We start from the raw sequence: 16,549 nt of genomic DNA on the forward strand, positions 1-16,549 counted from the left end.
AAATGCGTCCGTTTGTCTCTGGTAGACGGGCCTGGGAGCCTAGAAGAAATTCGAAATCGACATCGACATCGACATCGACATGGTTGAGCGATAGTCTGCTGACACGGGCTCGCTTGTCTGCGAGACATCCACATCACGAAGGAACTCAAGGCCATGGGCACTCTGGACGGCAAGGTCGCGTTGATCAGCGGCGGAGCACGGGGGCAGGGACGTTCGCACGCCGTACGGTTGGCCCGAGAGGGCGCCGACATCATCACCTTCGACATATGCGAGCAGATCCATTCGGTGCCCTACGAGACAGCGCGGATAAGCGACCTGGCTGACACCGTCAAATTGGTGGAGGCGGAGGGCCGCCGCATCGTGGCGCGTCAGGCCGACGTGCGCGACCAGGCCGCAGTAGAGGAGGTCCTCCAAGCTGGGCTCAGCGAATTCGGGCGCGTCGACATCGTTCTCGCCAACGCCGGCATCATGCCGATCGTTGGCGACGGATCCAAGGAGGTGTCCGCCTGGCACGATGCCATCGACGTCATGCTCACCGGTGTCCTCTATACGATCGAAGCGGCGATTCCGTCGATGATCGCGCGCGCGGAAGGCGGTTCGATCGTCATCACCAGCTCGGTAACCGGGTTGAAGGGACCCACCCGCAGTATGCGCGTCAAGACCTACGGGATGCTCGGTTACGTCGCAGCCAAGCACGGTGTCGTCGGATTGATGCGCTCGTATGCAAACGCGCTGGGGCCACTTGGCATCCGGGTCAACACCGTGCACCCAACCGCGGTGAACACTCCGATGGTGGTCAATGAGGGGTTCATGGGGGCGGCCGATCAATTCCCCGAACTCTTCGAGGCCATGACAAACGTTTTGCCCGTCTCGCTCATCGAACCCGCAGACGTATCCGAGGCAATCGCCTATCTGGTTTCCGATGCCGGCCGTTACGTCACTGGTGCCGTGTTCCCGGTGGATGCCGGCAACACCATGCGCTGATTGGCACCCCCAAGTCCGCGAATCACCCTGCGGTGCAACGGCTCCAAGAGGACCGGAGCCGGGCGCGCGGACGTGAGCGGTGACCGGTATCGGCCTCCGGCCGCTCTCGTTGAGCCAGTATCGCGCCGAGGTTGACAGCTCGGCGGTGCGAGCGCCATCGCACCGCCCTCCGATAAGGAGCATAAATGGAACAGGGCTGGAACTTTGCCGACGTCTGGGAGTCCGTTGCGGACAGCCACCCCGAATACCTCGCCCAGATAGGTCCGGGACGACGGTTCAGTTGGGCCGAGTTCGATCACCGTGCCGATGGGGTAGCCCGCGCTCTCCTGGATGCCGGTCTAGGCCGGCAGGCAAAAGTCGCGCAGTACCTCTACAACTGCCCGGAATACCTTGAGTCAATGTTCGGGATCTTCAAGGCCGGATTGGTACCGGTCAATACGAATTACCGATACACCGACGACGAGTTGTTCTACCTATGGCATGACGCCGACGTCGAGGCGGTGGTGTTCGACTCCGTGTTCGCGTCCGTGTGCGACCGAATGCGGCATCGCCTGCCTGGGATCAAGTGCTGGATCCAGCTAGTGCAGCCCGAGGGCGCCGCGAGGGGCCCCGAGGCGTCGTGGGCCCTCGAATATGACACGGCGGCCGCGAGCGCCTGTGGGCGCGTCGAAGCGTCATGGGGCAGATCCGGCTCTGATCTCTATCTTCTGTACACAGGCGGGACGACCGGGATGCCGAAGGGAGTCATGTGGCCACAAGACCACCTGTTCCGGTATCTGGAATCGCTGTCAACGCGGGAGCGACCCGGAGTACCCGACTGCGAGGCCTACGTGCGGTCCATCGTCAAACCCGGGCCTAAAGTCCTACCCGCTGCACCGCTGATGCACGGGGCTGGCGCCTGGTTCGCAATGAGTGCGCTATGTCGCGCTGCGGCCGTGGTGACCCTCGCCGTGCGGAGTTTCAATCCCGCGGTCCTGTTGAGCACGGCCGCCGATGAGCGGGTGAACGGAGTGGCCATCGTGGGTGATCCCTTCGGCCGACCCATCCTCGACGCGCTCGACGCGGATCCCGGACGCTGGGACCTGTCCCGGCTCAAGGTGCTCGTCTCCTCTGGCACCGCACTGAGCCCGCATGTCAAGGATCGCCTCCGTAGCCACGTTCCAGGCTTGGTAATCATGGAATCCCTCGGCAGCTCGGAGACGGGCGCCATCGCACAGGCCAACAGCAGCTCGGACGGCCGCCCGGGCGGGACAACCTTCGTCCTCAAGCCCGGCTCCCGCGTCATCGACGACGACGGCCTTGACGTCGCTGCTGGTTCGGGTCAGGCCGGTCGACTTGCCGTCAGCGGCAACCTCCCCACCGGCTACTTCAACGACCCAGTGAAGTCCGCCGAATCGTTCATCACGATCGACGGCACCGTCTATGCGGTAACCGGTGACTGGGCGGAGGTGGAGGCCGACGGACGGACGATCAAACTGCTTGGACGCGGAAGCCAATGCATCAACACGGGGGGCGAAAAGGTCTTCGCCGAGGAGGTCGAAGCGAGTATCAAGAGTCATGACGACGTGAAGGACGCCGTCGTGGTCGGGGTGCCCGATGACCTCTACGGACAGGCAGTGGTCGCCGTCGTGCAAGTGACAGCCGGCAGCATGCTCACCGAAGCCGACATCGTCGCCCACGCTCGCCGCGAGTTGGCGGCGTACAAGACTCCTAAGCGAGTCGTGTTCGTCGACACCATCGAGCGTGGTGGAAACGGAAAGGTGGACCCGCGGGCAATCCGCGAGATGGCCATGCTCCGACTCCGAAACGCACTGGCCCATGACTGATAGCAGGCAACATGTTGAGCAAGACGCGTGCCGCGATGGTGGTGTTCGGTGAGCGCGCTGCGTTTCCCGGTCGAAGCAGGTCATGTAATGCTCTTCGCGCGGGCGGTCGGAGACGACAACCCGGCCTACCGAGACCCGGAGTCTGCGGCCGCGGTCGAGCTGCAAGGTTTGATCGCGCCCCCGACGTTCACGCAGGCCGCCGCGCAGTTCGACCCCGACTCTCACCTCCGGCCGAAACCCGGAATTAAGTGGCACGGTTCGGCAGGCGGCCCTGGATTCCTTCCAGCCCGGCGGGGAGGCTTGCATGCTGAACAACACTTCACCTACCACCGTACGGTCAGAGTAGGCGACGTTTTGAGGACCGAGAGCCGTGCGGGGCAGACGTGGGAGAAGCGCGGACGCTCGGGACGGTTGATATTCACCGAGCGGTTCACCGACTTCTACGACGAGGGCGGCAGCCTGGTGGTCACGGCGCGTTCCGTGTCGGTGCAGCGAGTGGCCGTCAGCGACGGGGAGGGATGACGTGGCGCTGAGAGCTGCCGACTTGAAGGTCGGTGACCGCCGCGAACAGGTGGTTGTCGAGGACTTGACCCGCACCCAGCTCGTCCAATACGCCGGGGCATCCGGTGACTACAACCCGCTGCACACCGACGAACCCTTTGCCCGGCAGGTCTCCGGCCACGCGGGAGTCTTTGCACACGGGATGCTGACCATGGGTTTGACCGGGAAGGCCGTGACCGACTGGGTGGGCGACGGGCGACTGGTCGAATTCGGCGTCCGCTTCGTCGCACAGGTGTGGCCTGGGGACACGCTGATAGCGACGGTGACGGTCCGAGCGATTGGTACGCGGGGAGGCGCCCCAGTCGTTGAACTGGATGTCAGCAGCGTGAATCAAGACGGAGTGGAAGTCATTACTGGCACTGCGGTTGCGTTATTGGATCCCTAGGGACGCTCACTTTAGATCGACCAACCGCCGTCGACAGTGAGGATGGTCCCAGTGCAGTAGGTGGCGTCCTCCGATAGGAACACGGCGGCCTTGGCCGCCTCCTCAGCGGTGCCGAGCCGGCGCAGCACCAGCTTGGAAGTGATCTGACTGCGGGATCGGTCGTCGAGTTCAGCGGTCATGTCGGTCTCCACCAGCCCCGGCGCCAGGACGTTGACACGGATCCCGTCCCGCCCTACCTCCTTGGCCAGCGACCGGGCGAAGCCGACCAGGGCGGCCTTGGCGCTGCCGTATGCGGTGTCTCCCGGGTTGCCGATGAGACCCACTACAGAGGAGATCACGACGATCGAGGGGTCCGATCCCGCCCGCAGTGCAGGCAGCGCCGCGCGAGTGAGTTGGGCCGCTCCGGCGACGTTGGCCGTGACCACGTCCCACCATGCAGTCGGCGACACGGCCTCGAGACGTCCCCCCGACCACCTTCCCGCGTTGAGGACGAGTGCGTCCAGTCGCCCCCAACGGGCCAGGGTGGCCGCGACTGCCCCAGCTGCCGATTCCTGGTTGCCTAGTTGGTATGAGGTCGTAGATATCGAGTCCGGGAACTCCGACGCGACGGCCTCGGCGGCGTCAGCGCTCGTGTTGTAAGTCGCGGTGACATCGCGACCCCGTTGAGCAAGCTGACGTACGACCTCAGCTCCGATTCCTCGGCTGCCCCCGGTCACGAGGACGGCACGCGTCATGGTCGAGACCCGAGAGACGAGATTGCGGACGACCATTGGTCGGAAAGATAGGCCGGGCGAGGTCTCGGGTGGCCCAGGCGGGATGGCGGATCGTCACCGTTGCTGAGCGTTCCCGTCGAGCTGCCGATCCCCAGCGCTTCGGCGCTGGCAATGGACGTGGTTTGTGCGAGATGCGCGAGCATTGCTAAACGATGAATAGCTGGCTTGACGACACGCCGACGCGCGCCGTCACGGGGTTGACTCGACATCATATGATTCCCTAGTGTCGACGTGGATGTCGAAAACAACTTCATACTACCCAGATCGTGTCGCGATGGCGGTCGGCGTCGCGGAAAGGCCGCGTGCGGGCTGCGCTCAGCCACAAAGGCACTGGTGCTTGGTGCTGCTTAATGTTCCAGACTCAGCACGACCGATTTTTGAAGCGGCGTCAGCGACACGGCACCGTCGGCGGACGCCAGACAAATACGACGCCCCATGCCGAAGCGCAGCCGGGTCGTCACGGGTCCGCCTGGGTGCTCGTCACCAGCCGCTCCCGAAGAGCGACTCGCGGGTCCGACCTAGCTCGTTACCTCCAAGGAAGGCAGCACTGTGGCACAACTGAGGGATGTAGTCGGAGACTTCTGGCGCGCTATTGACGGGCAGGATTGGAATTTGCTGTACTCGACCTTGGCGCCCGACTTCGAACGGGTAGGACCCTCGGGCGAGGACGAAGACGTCTATCGGGGTAGGGACGAGTACCACAAATACGCTTCGACGAACATCGAGAAGGTCGGCAAATACGGGCACCAGGTTCTCAACACCTTTTACTCCCCCGATCGAAGGTTTGCCGTGTCCGAGACGCTCGAATCGATCGCGAATGACGGTCAAGACCTCGTTCAGTTGAAGCTCCTCAACCTGTTCGCACTCGATGAGGACGGACTCCTGACCAGCCTAAGTCTGTATTGGAAGACACCGGCCACGATCCCTGAATCGTGGAGAGCGGTGGAAGGGTTGCGCGTGGCGGCCGGCCCGGCCGAGTGACCGACGACGTCGGGGAGACGCGTTTTCACATCGAACTCGACCGGTGCCAGGGCCATGGACGCTGCTACAGCTTGGCCCCGGACTTCTTCGACGTCGACGACGAGGGCCGCGGCGTCGTTAAAGCCACGGATGTAAGCACTTCTCAGCTCGGCTCCGCGGAAGTTGTGGTTCAAGAATGCCCCGAACGCGCCATCAGCATGGTCGGCGCCGATCCGACTAGGGAGTGACATCGATGACGGTCGACGAATCGACGACGGGGTCTGAGCTTGCTCGGACCTTTAATTACTGGACCACGGCGCCAGAGGATCCCCACCCGGTCCTCGCCACCCTTCGGTCCCAGTGCCCCGTTGCCCACAGCGACGAACTCGGTGGCCACTGGTTGGTCACGAGCTACGCGGGCGTACGAACCGTGCTGACGGATGCGGCGACTTTCTCGAGTCGAGTGCTGACTTTACCGCCGGAGGGCGCGCCCCCGCTTCTGATCCCGGAGTCGATCGATCCGCCAGACCACGCGAAGTATCGTCGCGTCTTCACGCCGTACTTCACGCCCCGGCGGATCGAGCAGATGCGGGAGGTTGTGCGGCGCCACGCCGTGCGTCTCGTTGAAGCATTCGTTGCAAACGGCGGTGGAGACTTCGTGGAAGCGTTCACAGTGCCACTGCCGTGCACCGTCTTCATGGAGCTCGCCGGGCTTCCCGTAGCCGATCTTCAACAGCTTCTGGAGTGGAAGGAGCTGTTTCTGCGGGACGGCATCTCCGACGATCCGGAGAAACGGCAGAACGTGGCTGACAACGTAATGCCCGCCATGATGGATTACTTCAACGCGGCTCTGGATGAACGAGAAGGAGCAGCCGACCCGCCCGACGACTTGTTGACGGGACTGCTGACGGGTGCCCTCGACTCCAGTGGTACGACTATGACGCGGGACGAAGTGCTGAATAGCCTACTGCTGCTCCTCGCCGCTGGGCTCGACACGGTGACTTCGGCGTTGGGTCTGTCAATGGAGCTGTTGGCTCTGCGACCGGACCTCCGTCGGCGAATCGCGTCGGACCGAGACGTCATTCCCTCGGCGACCGAGGAGTTCCTTCGATACTTCAGTCTGGTGACGACCTGTCGGCAGGCGATGACCGACACCGTAGTCGACGGAGTACAGGTACAGAAGGGCGACTTTCTGGCCGCCATCACTCCAGCGGCCTGCCGAGACGAGGCGCAATTTCCCAAGGCCGATGAAATCAACCTGGAGCGATCCCCAAATCCACATCTTGCGTTCGGGGCCGGCCCGCATCGGTGCCTGGGCTCGCATCTGACCCGTATGGAGATGGCCGTGGCATTCGAGGAGATCCATCGGCTCATGCCGGAGTACTTCGCCACGCCCGACATCGAGCGGCATCATCGCTTTGGCACGGTGATCGGCATCGACTCCCTTCACCTCACCGTGGGGAGCCAGAACGAATCCACGCCAGCCCACGTTGCGTCGACGTGAGCGAGCTCGCCGTTGACGCAGGGGCAGCAGTGACTGCCGTGACGCGGACGGGTTTGATCGCCAGGGAGGACCGCAGACATGGCGGCCTCTAGAGACAGATACGCCTTCGACGAAATCTATGTAGATGGCAAGTGGACGCGGTCGGGTGGGTCTGACTCGATCACCATCTTCGATTCCACTGACGGTTCGATTCTCGGCCGCGTCCCCCAAGGCACCCCGTCCGACGCAGACGCCGCAGTCTCGGCAGCGGCACGCGCAGCAAGCGATTGGGCCGAGCGTCCGGCGGTCGAACGCGCGGCTTTCAGCGAGGCGATCGCTGCGGGGCTCGACGAGCGTCGTAACGAGATAGCGGCGCTCGTCAGTCGCGAGGCGGGCACCCCGGAGCGGATCAGTCGCCTGATCCAAGCAGGCCTGCCACACAATTCATTCACGGTGGCGGCCGCAGTGGCGAGGGCCTACGAGTTTGAGACGATGATGGGCGACACGCTCGTCGTTCGTGAGCCTACTGGCGTGGTGGCGTGCATCACGCCGTGGAACTATCCCCTCCATCAGGTTTCGGCCAAGACCGCCTTCGCTCTCGCGGCGGGATGCACGGTAGTTCTCAAGCCGAGCGAGGTGTCGCCGCTCGATGCCTTCGTCCTGGCCGAGATCGTTGATGCCGCGCAGCTGCCGCCGGGAGTGTTCAATGTGGTCTCCGGCACCGGCCCCGTAGTCGGCGAGGCACTCGTCACGCACAGCGGTGTCGACATGGTCTCGTTCACGGGTTCGACGCGCGCTGGCATGAGGATCGCAGCGCTGGCGTCGGCATCCATCAAGCGTCTGGCACTGGAACTGGGCGGTAAGTCTGCGAATATCCTCCTCGACGATCTCGACAGCGACCAGTTTCGCCGCGCCGTTCGCCGCGGCGTCGGGAGCTGCTTCATAAACTCGGGTCAGACGTGCACTGCGTTGACCCGCATGCTGGTTCCTCGGTCTCGATTGGGCGAAGCGGAGGCCATCGTCGCCGACGTTGTGGCCAACCATTACCAACCTGGCGATCCGTTCGTCGCAGGGACTCGACTGGGACCCCTGGCCTCCTCTGCGCAAGTAGAGAGGGTCAACGACTACGTCCGGACAGGAATCGACGAGGGTGCGCGGCTTCTGTGCGGCGGGCCGGAGCGCGTCGAGGAATTACCCGCCGGAGGCTTCTATGCCAGGCCCACGGTCTTCACCGACGTCACCAATTCCATGACGATAGCCCGGGAAGAAATCTTCGGGCCAGTCCTGTGCATGATTGGTTATGACTCTGAGGATGACGCCGTTCGCACCGCGAACGATTCCCCGTACGGCCTTTCGGGCGGTGTTTGGAGCTCGGACCCGGAGCGCGCCAAGTCGGTGGCGCGTCGGATCCGAACGGGCCGGGTGGAAGTCAATGGCGCGACGCTGAACCCCGACGCGCCGTTCGGCGGTTATAAACATTCCGGCTACGGGCTTGAGTACGGAGTGGCGGGCTTCGAGGAATTCCTTCAGACCAAGTCGATCCATACGTGAGCCACTGATGTCAGTCGACCCTAAGAAACAGGCGGTGTAGCTCAATGCTGCTCGAAATGCCGTTCACGGATCCCTCGCCCGACGAGATCGAGTTGAGGACGCAGGTTCGGCGGTTTCTCGACGACGAACGTCTTCGAGAACCAGAGCTGTTCAGTTCCCGTGGCTACGACCCGCAATTCAGCCAGCGTCTAGGCGCGCGCGGCTGGGTCTGCATTTCCATCCCGGCCGAGTACGGCGGTGGCGGCAGAGACCCGGTAGAACAGTTCATCGTCGCCGAAGAACTGCGCGCGGCGAACGCACCCACTGGAGCACATCATGTTGCTGCCCGCCAGACGGCACCCATGCTGCTGAGGTTCGGATCCGAGAGTCAGAAGAGAACGTTCCTACCCGGTATCGCCGCAGGCTCGATCGGTTTTGCGCTCGGCCTAAGTGAAACCGAGGCCGGCTCTGATTTGTCGGCACTTCGAACCCGGGCGGAGCCTGTCAGTGGCGGTTTCCTCCTCTCCGGGACGAAGATCTGGACGTCGTGGGGCCATCTCGTGCCGTTCGCAGTCGTGCTCTGTCGAACGTCCGCTGAGACCGACCGTCACCACGGACTGACCCAGCTCATCGTCGATCTCGGTTCACCTGGCGTAAAGCGCAATCCGATCAAGACGCTCGACGGCCAGGCTCACTTCTGCGAAATGGTGTTCGAGAACGTCTTCGTCCCGCAGGAGTCAGTGCTAGGGGAGGTGGGCAACGGCTGGAAGCAGATCGGGACAGAACTCGCCTATGAACGTTCAGGACCGGATCGTTGGTTGTCGACGTTTCGCGTCTATGAAGCGCTGGTGAACGCCGCGGGCTCGTCCCTACACCCCGGTGCTTCGGTGCTGGGCCGGTGCGCCGCCTGGTACAGGACGTTGCACGAACTGTCATACGGGATAGCGCGGAGCGCCTCTGCCGGATTGAACGTTGCGGTGCAGGCCGCAATCGTCAAGGACCTCGGCACACAATTCGAGCAGCAGGTCGTCGAGCTGGCGCGGAACGTGCTCGGTGCCGTTGAGGACCCTAGTGCGGAAGCTCGCTTGCGCAAGGAGATCGGGCAGATGGCGCTCGTAGCGCCCGGGTACACCATCCGGGGCGGAACGAACGAGATCCTGCGAACGATTATCTCGAGGTCGATGCTGCGATGACATCCCATGAGCGCTCGCAACTCGACAATGCCATGACCGAGCTTCTCGATGCCCACGCGTCACCGTTGTTGATCCGGGCCGACGAGGGGAAGTGGTCCCGCGAACTGTGGTCGGTTCTCGACGGATTCGGAGCGTTCGGACTCGGGCTTGACCCCGACTTCGGGGGGGTCGGAGGCACGTCCTGGGACGCGGCATGCGCGATTCGGGTCGGTGCCCGTCACGCCACGCCGATGCCGCTGGCCGAGGCCGTACTCCTTGGCGGCTGGGCGTTGACACGGGAACGATTAAGTCTTCCCGAGGGGCCGCTGACCGCGGCCGTCCCCATGACGGACGACGTCCTCACCGGAACGCGAGAAGGTGAATCCCTTCGGGTCGACGGGTCCATGGCAGGGGTTGCGTGGGCGCGTTTCGCCACCAGTGTCGTTGCGCTTTGCAATCTCGACGGCGGGCACGCCGTAATCTCACTGCCGACGGCCAGCCTGCTAGTAGATCCCGATGTCAATCTGGCGGGTGAGCCACGAGACCGGATCGTTGCGGCCGGCGTGCTGGTGCCTGCCGGGTCGTGGGCTCCGACCGAGCTCACGCCATCGGCTTTCTTGGACCGGGCCATCGCCTGCCGTGCGCTGGCCATCTGCGGTGCCGGCGAGCGGGTCCTCGAGCTGACCGTGCAGTTCACCAAGTTGCGTCACCAGTTCGGGCGCCCGCTGTCCTCGTTTCAAGCGACTCAGCAATCGCTCGCGCAGCTGGGAGGCGCGGTCGCGGCTGCGCAGGGGGCTGCTCACATAGCGACGCGCGCGCTGTCCGCCAGTGACGCGCACACATGTCACCGCGACGCCGTCACGTCCAAGATCGTGGCATCGGAGTCCGCCTCGAAGATCGCGGCTTTGGCTCACCAGCTGCACGGCGCGATAGGGATGACATCGGAGTACGACCTTCAGCTCTACACCCGCCGGTTGTGGTCCTGGCGCGACGAATACGGCACAGAACATCAGTGGTCTCGCGAGTACGGTCGCCTGGTCGCGGCAGAAGACGAGAACGCGTGGCACGGGCTGGTCCCGCTAGTACCCGCGCCGGGGGGGTGACGTGATGATCCTCGCCGGACTCAAGATCGTGGACCTGACACAAGGTCTAGCTGGCCCGGTCGCCACGCGACTCCTCGCAGAAGCTGGCGCAGACGTCGTCAAGGTCGAGCCGTCGAACGGCGACTGGGCGCGGCGGGACTGCCCTGCGGGGTTCGCGACGTGGAACCGAAGCAAGAGCAGCATCGTGGCAGACCTGCGCGCGTCCGACGGACGCGCCGTGCTTCGTACTCTGCTCGACGACGCCGATGTCGTGGTGCACGATCTGACGCCGTCGGAGGCGGCGCGTCTCGAGTTGGACGACGCAACCCTGGGATGGCGTCATCCCCGACTGATCGTCGCCGGCCTGAGCGGGTACCCGGTGAATCATCCTGATGCAAATCGGGCGAACGACGAGATGCTCGTGCAGGCTCGCCTCGGCGCGATGGGTGAGCAGCAGGGGAACCGTGAAGGACCCGTTTTCATCAGAATGCCGTTCGCGAGTTGGTGCGCAGCCCTCCTGCTTGCGTGCGGCATAGTCACCCGACTGATCCATCGAGAGAAAACGGGGCAGGTCGGCCCAATTCACACCTCGTTGCTGCAGGGCGCTCTAGTCCCGGCATCGCTTTACTGGCACCGGGCCGAGAGGTCGCCGGGGTGGTTTCTTCGGCGAGACAAGATCAGGAAGGTCGACTCAATACCGCAATTGATGCAGTTCCGCTGTGCTGACGGGTTATGGCTTCAGCTCATCGGGGGCTGGGCGGAGGTTCCTCCGGTGTTGGAAGCCTTGGCGGAACTCGATTTAGTCCACCTCATCGATGAGGAACTCACCCCGGAGAACGTGGCGTCTTGGGCTCGGGTGTTCGATCGCCGCACGGCGGCCGAATGGGAAGCTGAGCTATCGGCGACCGATGTGCCATGCGCAGTGATCCGCACCATCGGTGAGCTCTTCCTCGACGAACAGACCCTCGTCAACGGTTACAGCCTCGAAGTGGCCGATTCGGTCCTCGGTGACGTCATCCAGGCCGGACTGCCGTTCCAGACCGAACCGCGGTGCGAAATACGTTCGTCCGCACCATGCTTGGGCGAGGCACGACGCGACGCGCCCAAGCGGCACACCGATGCCTTCACCATGGCCGAGAGCGCCCTCACCGCGGCGGTCGGGACTGAACCACTCCTGCAGGGTTTCCGCGTTTTGGACTTCGGCATCTGGGTCGCGGCGCCGTTCGCTGCGCAATTGCTTGCCGATCTAGGCGCCGAGGTCATCAAGGTCGAGCCACCCCGCGGCGATCCGGGCCGGGGAAGCAACCAGTTCTTCGGATGCCAACGTGGAAAACGTTCGCTGGCGCTCGATCTCACCGCCTCCGAGTCCCGCCCGATCCTGGAGAGTCTGGTGCAGTGGGCGGACGTTGCGATTCACAACCTCAGGCCACGGCCGGCCCGCCGGTTGGGGGTCGATGCTGCGAGCCTGCGTGCGCTGAACCCGCGCATCGTCGTTGGTGAATTCAGCTCGAACGGACCGCTCGGCCCGCGTAGCGAGCTGCCCGGTTACGACCCCATCGCACAGGCTTCCTCAGGGTGGTCCGCGGCGGTGAGCGGCCAAGGTAACCGTCCGACCTGGCTGCGCAACTCGGTGCTGGACCCGCTGGGTGGGCTGGACCTGCTCTGCGGTGTGCTGCTTGCGCTTTATCACCGCTGCCGCACGGGGGAGGCCGGTCAGGTCAGTGCGTCGCTTCTGGGTGCGGCCGCGCTGACATGCAGCGAAACTGTTGTGCCTACATCCGATTTACGGCCACTTCCGGTCCGGTGCCTGGACGCTGAGCAGACGGGCATTGCGCCCGGCTACCGAATCTATGAATGTCTGGACGGATGGATGGCCGTAGTCGCCGCGACGGAGGAATCATTGGAGGTCCTACGCGCAGTCGCCGCCACCAATGTCGACCGTGACATCCCGTCGCGGATCCGCTTTCGACTCCTTCGGGTATTGGCCGACGAATTGGCCGCGGCAGGCTTAGAACACGAAATCGTGAACGTGGACGCGATGGACGCATTCTTTGATTCCGCCGCCAATCGCGACGCGCGCCTGTCGGTGACTTATGACACCCCGGAGTACGGCCGATTTGACCAAATTGGCGAGTTCTGGCATTTCCCCGATCACGTCCAAACTCTGACACGTCCAGTGCCGTCGCTAGGGGAGCACAGCCGAGAGCTTCTCGGGTCGTTCGGGATGGACGACCACGCCATTCAGGACCTCCTTGATAGATCAATAGTCGGTGAGTGGTCCGCCAGCGGCGGACCGACCACCCCGACGAGCATGACGCCGTGACCAATTCAAAGAACATCCGAAGAGTGAAGGGGACGATTGTGTTCGAGACGTTCGATCACCATGACGCTTCGATCGCGAAGGACCGCGATGCAGTTTTCAAGGCGCTACGTCAAGAATGTCCGGTGGGGCACTCCAGCCGACATGGCGGATTCTGGGTGGCGGTGTCCAGCGAGGCCGTGCACGACGTTCTTCGCGACGACAAGAACTTCACCGTGGAACGCACCCCTGATGGGGGAGGCGGCATCATCCTTCCGGCCATTACGACCAATCCGTCGCTGAAACCGGGTGAGTCGGACGGCCCGCGGCACAGCCATATTCGCAGAGCTCTGAACCCATTCTTCAACAGGCGCGCGGTCGAGAAGGTCCGGCCGATGGTCGAGAGGATCACCGATCGCGCGCTCGATACGCTGACTATCCGCTCGGAGTTCGACGTCGTCACCGAATTGGGCAACCTGGTACCGATTAATACGGTCTTGGAATGGTTGGGACTGCCGGTTGAGGACGGTCTAGCGTTCCTGGAGGCAGTTGAGCGTGGGTACATTACCGACCCAGAGGGCGGTGATGTGGACGAGGCTGTAGCGAACTTCAAGAAGGTCTGGGCGGAGACCTCAGAGATCATTGCGGCGAAGCAACGGGATCCGGGTGAGGGCGACGACATCCTCGGCACCTTGATTCGCCATCCTGAGTACGACCTCACCATTGACGAACTTCTGGAAATTTCACTATCCGTGGTCCTCGGCGGAACCAGGACGACAGGTGGACTCATTGCCCATTGCCTATGGCTGATCGGCGGTCACCCGGAGGTCAGGGAACGACTGATGGCCGATCCGTCACTCATCCGCGCGACCATCGAAGAGACGATGCGGTTCGCGTCACCAGCAGTGTCGCTGGCGCGCACGGCGGTCGCCCCAACCGAGCTCAGTGGCCACCAGATCGAAGCAGGGGACCGCGTACTCGTCGTTTACGCTTCTGCAAACCACGACGAAGACATCTTCGAGAATCCCGAGATGTTCGACATCGATCGGCAACGCGCACATCAGCATGTTGGTTTCGGCTACGGCGCCCATCGTTGTATTGGGGAATGGCTAGCGCGCCTGGAGGCCGAGGTGGTGCTGACCAAGATTCTTGAGCGACTGCCAGCCTTCAGCATCGACCGAGTCCGAGCTCAGAGAACACATGATCAGGGCGTCCTGGCGCTGTGGGACGTTATGCCCTGCTTTACGAATCGCGTTCCGCGACTGACTGATCAGGCCGGGGTTGATGCCTTGTGACTGCCTCCGGGCGGGTCGAGGTAGCTGCTGTCGATCAACCGTACTGGGACGCGCTCAGGGCAAACGAGGTGCGGCTGCCTCAGTGCGCACGGTGCGCATCGTGGATCTGGCCGGCCGGTTGGCGGTGCGGCGAATGCGGCTCCTACGAGATGGAGTGGAAGCGCATCGACGCCTACGGCACGGTCTACTCATGGTGTCGCACCCACTATGCGTTCTCGACTGCGTACGCAGATCTGGTCCCTTACGTGAACGTTCTGGTCGAACTGCCCGCCGCTGGGCACCGCCGAGTCCTCGGGCTCATGATCGGCGACCAGGACGGTTTGAAGATCGGCGCCGCGGTGAGCCCCGTCATCGAGCAGGCATCCGCGCGTACACGTGGGCTGCCCGCGCTGCGCTGGCAACTGGTGTGGTCGGAAGCGAGTAGTCGACTTGATCGAGCGAAATTCGCCGATTCTCGCGAGGGGCATGAGTCTTCTATGGAAGGGCGATCGGGTACATGACTGCGAGCCCAATGAGGGGTGCTGTCGCCGCGGTAGGAATAGGTGAGACGCCGTATTACAAGCGTGGCCGTTCGCCGGATGCCGAACGCAAACTCTGCATCAGGGCCATCGACGCGGCGTGCGCTGACGCGGGCATCGACCCGCGCGACGTCGATGGATTCTCGTCCTACGGTCTCGACAACAACCCGGGCACCGAATTGGTGGGGGATTTGGGCACGAGGGAGCTCCGCTGGTCAACCGAGATCTGGGGTGGCGGGGGGGGCGGCAGCGCTGCCGCGATCGCCGCGGGTGCGGCTGCGATCGTGACCGGTCAGGCCGAGGTCGTCGCCGTCTATCGATGCGTGGCCGAGAACGCCAGCGGACGTCTGGGTGCTGCGGTCGTTGCCGGACACTACGGAAATCACTACACGGTCCACGGCATGGAGTCGGTCGTTCAGAATCTCGCGATCCGCACCCAACGCATGATCGAATTCGATGGGGTCGCCCCGTCGGCGATTCGCGCCGTGGTCCAAGCCTCGTATCACCATGCGCGGAACAATCCGCGGGCGGTCGGCAAGGACATGGTCCTCGACGACGCCACCTATGATTCCGCGCGGTTCATCGCCGAGCCGTATCGGCTGTTCGACTGTTCCCGCGAGAACGACGGTGCTGCCGCCATCTTGCTTGTGTCGGCCGAGCGGGCCAGGGATCTGGCGCAGACTCCGGCCTACCTGCTGGCGGCGACCTGGGGGGCGGGGCCGCGCTGGGGTGCCCTCGACGAGAACCACGACCCACTGTCGGGCGGGGGCTTCCGCGACGTCGCCAGGCGACTGTGGAGCGTTTCGGGGTACGGGCCCAAGGACGTCGACGTCGCGCAGGTGTATTGCAATTTCTCCGGACCTGCCGTGGCTGCCTTGATCGATCACGGATTCTGTACCGCCCGCGAGACCGCCGAAAAGCTCACCCTGGAGAACTTGATTGCGCCGGACGGCTGGCTGCCGATCAACACGGGTGGCGGCGATCTGGCCGAAGGTTTCATGCACGGCATGGGAAACACGCTCGAATCCGTTCGACAGATTCGAGGGCAGTCTCCCAACCAGGTGCGAAATCCGCAGCTCTCGTTGCTCATTGGCGGTCCATCGGCTGCGCTGGTGAGTTCCGCGCTTTTCGGATCGGCCGAGACACTGTGAGCCCCTTTGTCCTTAGACGCACAGCCTTATACGCACAGTGAAATCGAAGGAGTAATGACATGCCAGGACTACATGATTTGGGCGCCCATCCCGGGTTCTTCCGGATCGGTCCCGGATCGCTGGATTGGCTGAGGGTCGGCGTAGAGGCCATCGAGTCCCGGATTGCTAACTTCGTCATGTCCGACGACCCCGACGACCCCGAGGCGCCGCTGGCGTCCCTTCTCTGGTTGCCCCCGGCGTTCGTGCTGCCGCGCCATTCACACAATTGTCACCGCGTAGAGGTCATTGTCCAGGGCTCCGTGACGATCGATGGCCAGGTGTTGCGGCCGGGTGACGTGTCGGTTTCGGGGCCGGACGAATTCTATGGACCCAACATCGCCGGCCCGACGGGATCACTTTCGGTCGAGATCTTTTCGCGCGCCGAGGGCATCGTCCCGCAGCCGGCTGAAGACCAGGGGAGCGAACAGCAGGAGACCTTGCAGCGGTTTGCCGCAGCCGTCGAGGAACACCAACGGACTTTGAACCGGTGA

General features: G+C 63.6%; 16 protein-coding genes. 15 read left to right on the plus strand and 1 reads right to left on the minus strand.

Annotated features, from left to right (window positions below; translation table 11 throughout):
* Window positions 1-153: 153 nt before the first annotated feature.
* From WAN02_RS06170 to WAN02_RS06185, 4 genes are all read left to right on the plus strand, one after another.
* Entirely contained in the window at window positions 154-984 is an 831-nt protein-coding gene (locus tag WAN02_RS06170; RefSeq protein WP_422263284.1) for a mycofactocin-coupled SDR family oxidoreductase, read from the plus strand.
* Between the two features lie 185 nt (window positions 985-1,169).
* The gene (locus tag WAN02_RS06175; RefSeq protein WP_422263285.1) at window positions 1,170-2,810 is read left to right on the plus strand and encodes an AMP-binding protein; all 1,641 of its coding nucleotides are present in this window, start codon (window positions 1,170-1,172) and stop codon (window positions 2,808-2,810) included.
* 48 nt (window positions 2,811-2,858) lie between these two features.
* Entirely contained in the window at window positions 2,859-3,332 is a 474-nt protein-coding gene (locus WAN02_RS06180; RefSeq protein ID WP_422263286.1) for an FAS1-like dehydratase domain-containing protein, read from the plus strand.
* Between the two features lies 1 nt (window position 3,333).
* A complete protein-coding gene (locus WAN02_RS06185) occupies window positions 3,334-3,756 on the plus strand; it encodes a MaoC/PaaZ C-terminal domain-containing protein (protein ID WP_422263287.1) in 423 nt (140 codons plus the stop codon).
* 11 nt (window positions 3,757-3,767) lie between these two features.
* On the opposite strand, the gene WAN02_RS06190 is transcribed toward WAN02_RS06185, so the two are convergent.
* Window positions 3,768-4,490: an SDR family NAD(P)-dependent oxidoreductase gene (locus tag WAN02_RS06190; protein WP_422263288.1), complete on the minus strand. Its 723-nt coding sequence runs from the start codon at window positions 4,488-4,490 to the stop codon at window positions 3,768-3,770.
* A 588-nt stretch (window positions 4,491-5,078) separates the two neighbouring features.
* On the opposite strand from WAN02_RS06190, the gene WAN02_RS06195 reads away from it, so the two are divergent.
* The 11 genes from WAN02_RS06195 (at window position 5,079) to WAN02_RS06245 (ending at window position 16,549) form a co-directional block, all read left to right on the plus strand.
* A complete protein-coding gene (locus tag WAN02_RS06195) occupies window positions 5,079-5,510 on the plus strand; it encodes a hypothetical protein (protein WP_422263289.1) in 432 nt (143 codons plus the stop codon).
* Window positions 5,507-5,737, plus strand: a complete 231-nt coding sequence (locus tag WAN02_RS06200) for a ferredoxin (RefSeq protein WP_422263290.1) — start codon at window positions 5,507-5,509, stop codon at window positions 5,735-5,737. The genes WAN02_RS06195 and WAN02_RS06200 overlap by 4 nt, the downstream gene beginning before the upstream one ends.
* Window positions 5,738-5,742: 5 nt before the next feature.
* Window positions 5,743-6,993 (plus strand): cytochrome P450, encoded by a 1,251-nt coding sequence (locus tag WAN02_RS06205; RefSeq protein ID WP_422263291.1) that lies wholly within the window; start codon window positions 5,743-5,745, stop codon window positions 6,991-6,993.
* 78 nt (window positions 6,994-7,071) lie between these two features.
* Window positions 7,072-8,523 carry an aldehyde dehydrogenase family protein gene (locus WAN02_RS06210; protein WP_422263292.1) on the plus strand — a complete coding sequence of 484 codons (1,452 nt, stop codon included), beginning with the start codon at window positions 7,072-7,074 and terminating at the stop codon, window positions 8,521-8,523.
* Window positions 8,524-8,579: 56 nt separating this feature from the next.
* On the plus strand, window positions 8,580-9,695 hold the full coding sequence (locus tag WAN02_RS06215) for an acyl-CoA dehydrogenase family protein (protein ID WP_422263293.1): 1,116 nt from the start codon (window positions 8,580-8,582) through the stop codon (window positions 9,693-9,695).
* Window positions 9,692-10,777 (plus strand): acyl-CoA dehydrogenase family protein, encoded by a 1,086-nt coding sequence (locus WAN02_RS06220; RefSeq protein WP_422263294.1) that lies wholly within the window; start codon window positions 9,692-9,694, stop codon window positions 10,775-10,777. Before WAN02_RS06215 ends, WAN02_RS06220 begins: the two co-directional genes overlap by 4 nt.
* A gap of 4 nt (window positions 10,778-10,781) precedes the next feature.
* Window positions 10,782-13,079 (plus strand): CoA transferase, encoded by a 2,298-nt coding sequence (locus WAN02_RS06225; RefSeq protein ID WP_422263295.1) that lies wholly within the window; start codon window positions 10,782-10,784, stop codon window positions 13,077-13,079.
* Window positions 13,076-14,350 carry a cytochrome P450 gene (locus tag WAN02_RS06230; protein WP_422263296.1) on the plus strand — a complete coding sequence of 425 codons (1,275 nt, stop codon included), beginning with the start codon at window positions 13,076-13,078 and terminating at the stop codon, window positions 14,348-14,350. The genes WAN02_RS06225 and WAN02_RS06230 overlap by 4 nt, the downstream gene beginning before the upstream one ends.
* On the plus strand, window positions 14,347-14,850 hold the full coding sequence (locus tag WAN02_RS06235; protein WP_422263297.1) for a Zn-ribbon domain-containing OB-fold protein: 504 nt from the start codon (window positions 14,347-14,349) through the stop codon (window positions 14,848-14,850). Before WAN02_RS06230 ends, WAN02_RS06235 begins: the two co-directional genes overlap by 4 nt.
* A complete protein-coding gene (locus WAN02_RS06240) occupies window positions 14,847-16,019 on the plus strand; it encodes a thiolase C-terminal domain-containing protein (protein WP_422263298.1) in 1,173 nt (390 codons plus the stop codon). The genes WAN02_RS06235 and WAN02_RS06240 overlap by 4 nt, the downstream gene beginning before the upstream one ends.
* A gap of 59 nt (window positions 16,020-16,078) precedes the next feature.
* Window positions 16,079-16,549 (plus strand): hypothetical protein, encoded by a 471-nt coding sequence (locus WAN02_RS06245; protein ID WP_422263299.1) that lies wholly within the window; start codon window positions 16,079-16,081, stop codon window positions 16,547-16,549.

This window comes from Mycobacterium sp., assembly GCF_049281135.1.
Classification (GTDB): domain Bacteria; phylum Actinomycetota; class Actinomycetes; order Mycobacteriales; family Mycobacteriaceae; genus Mycobacterium.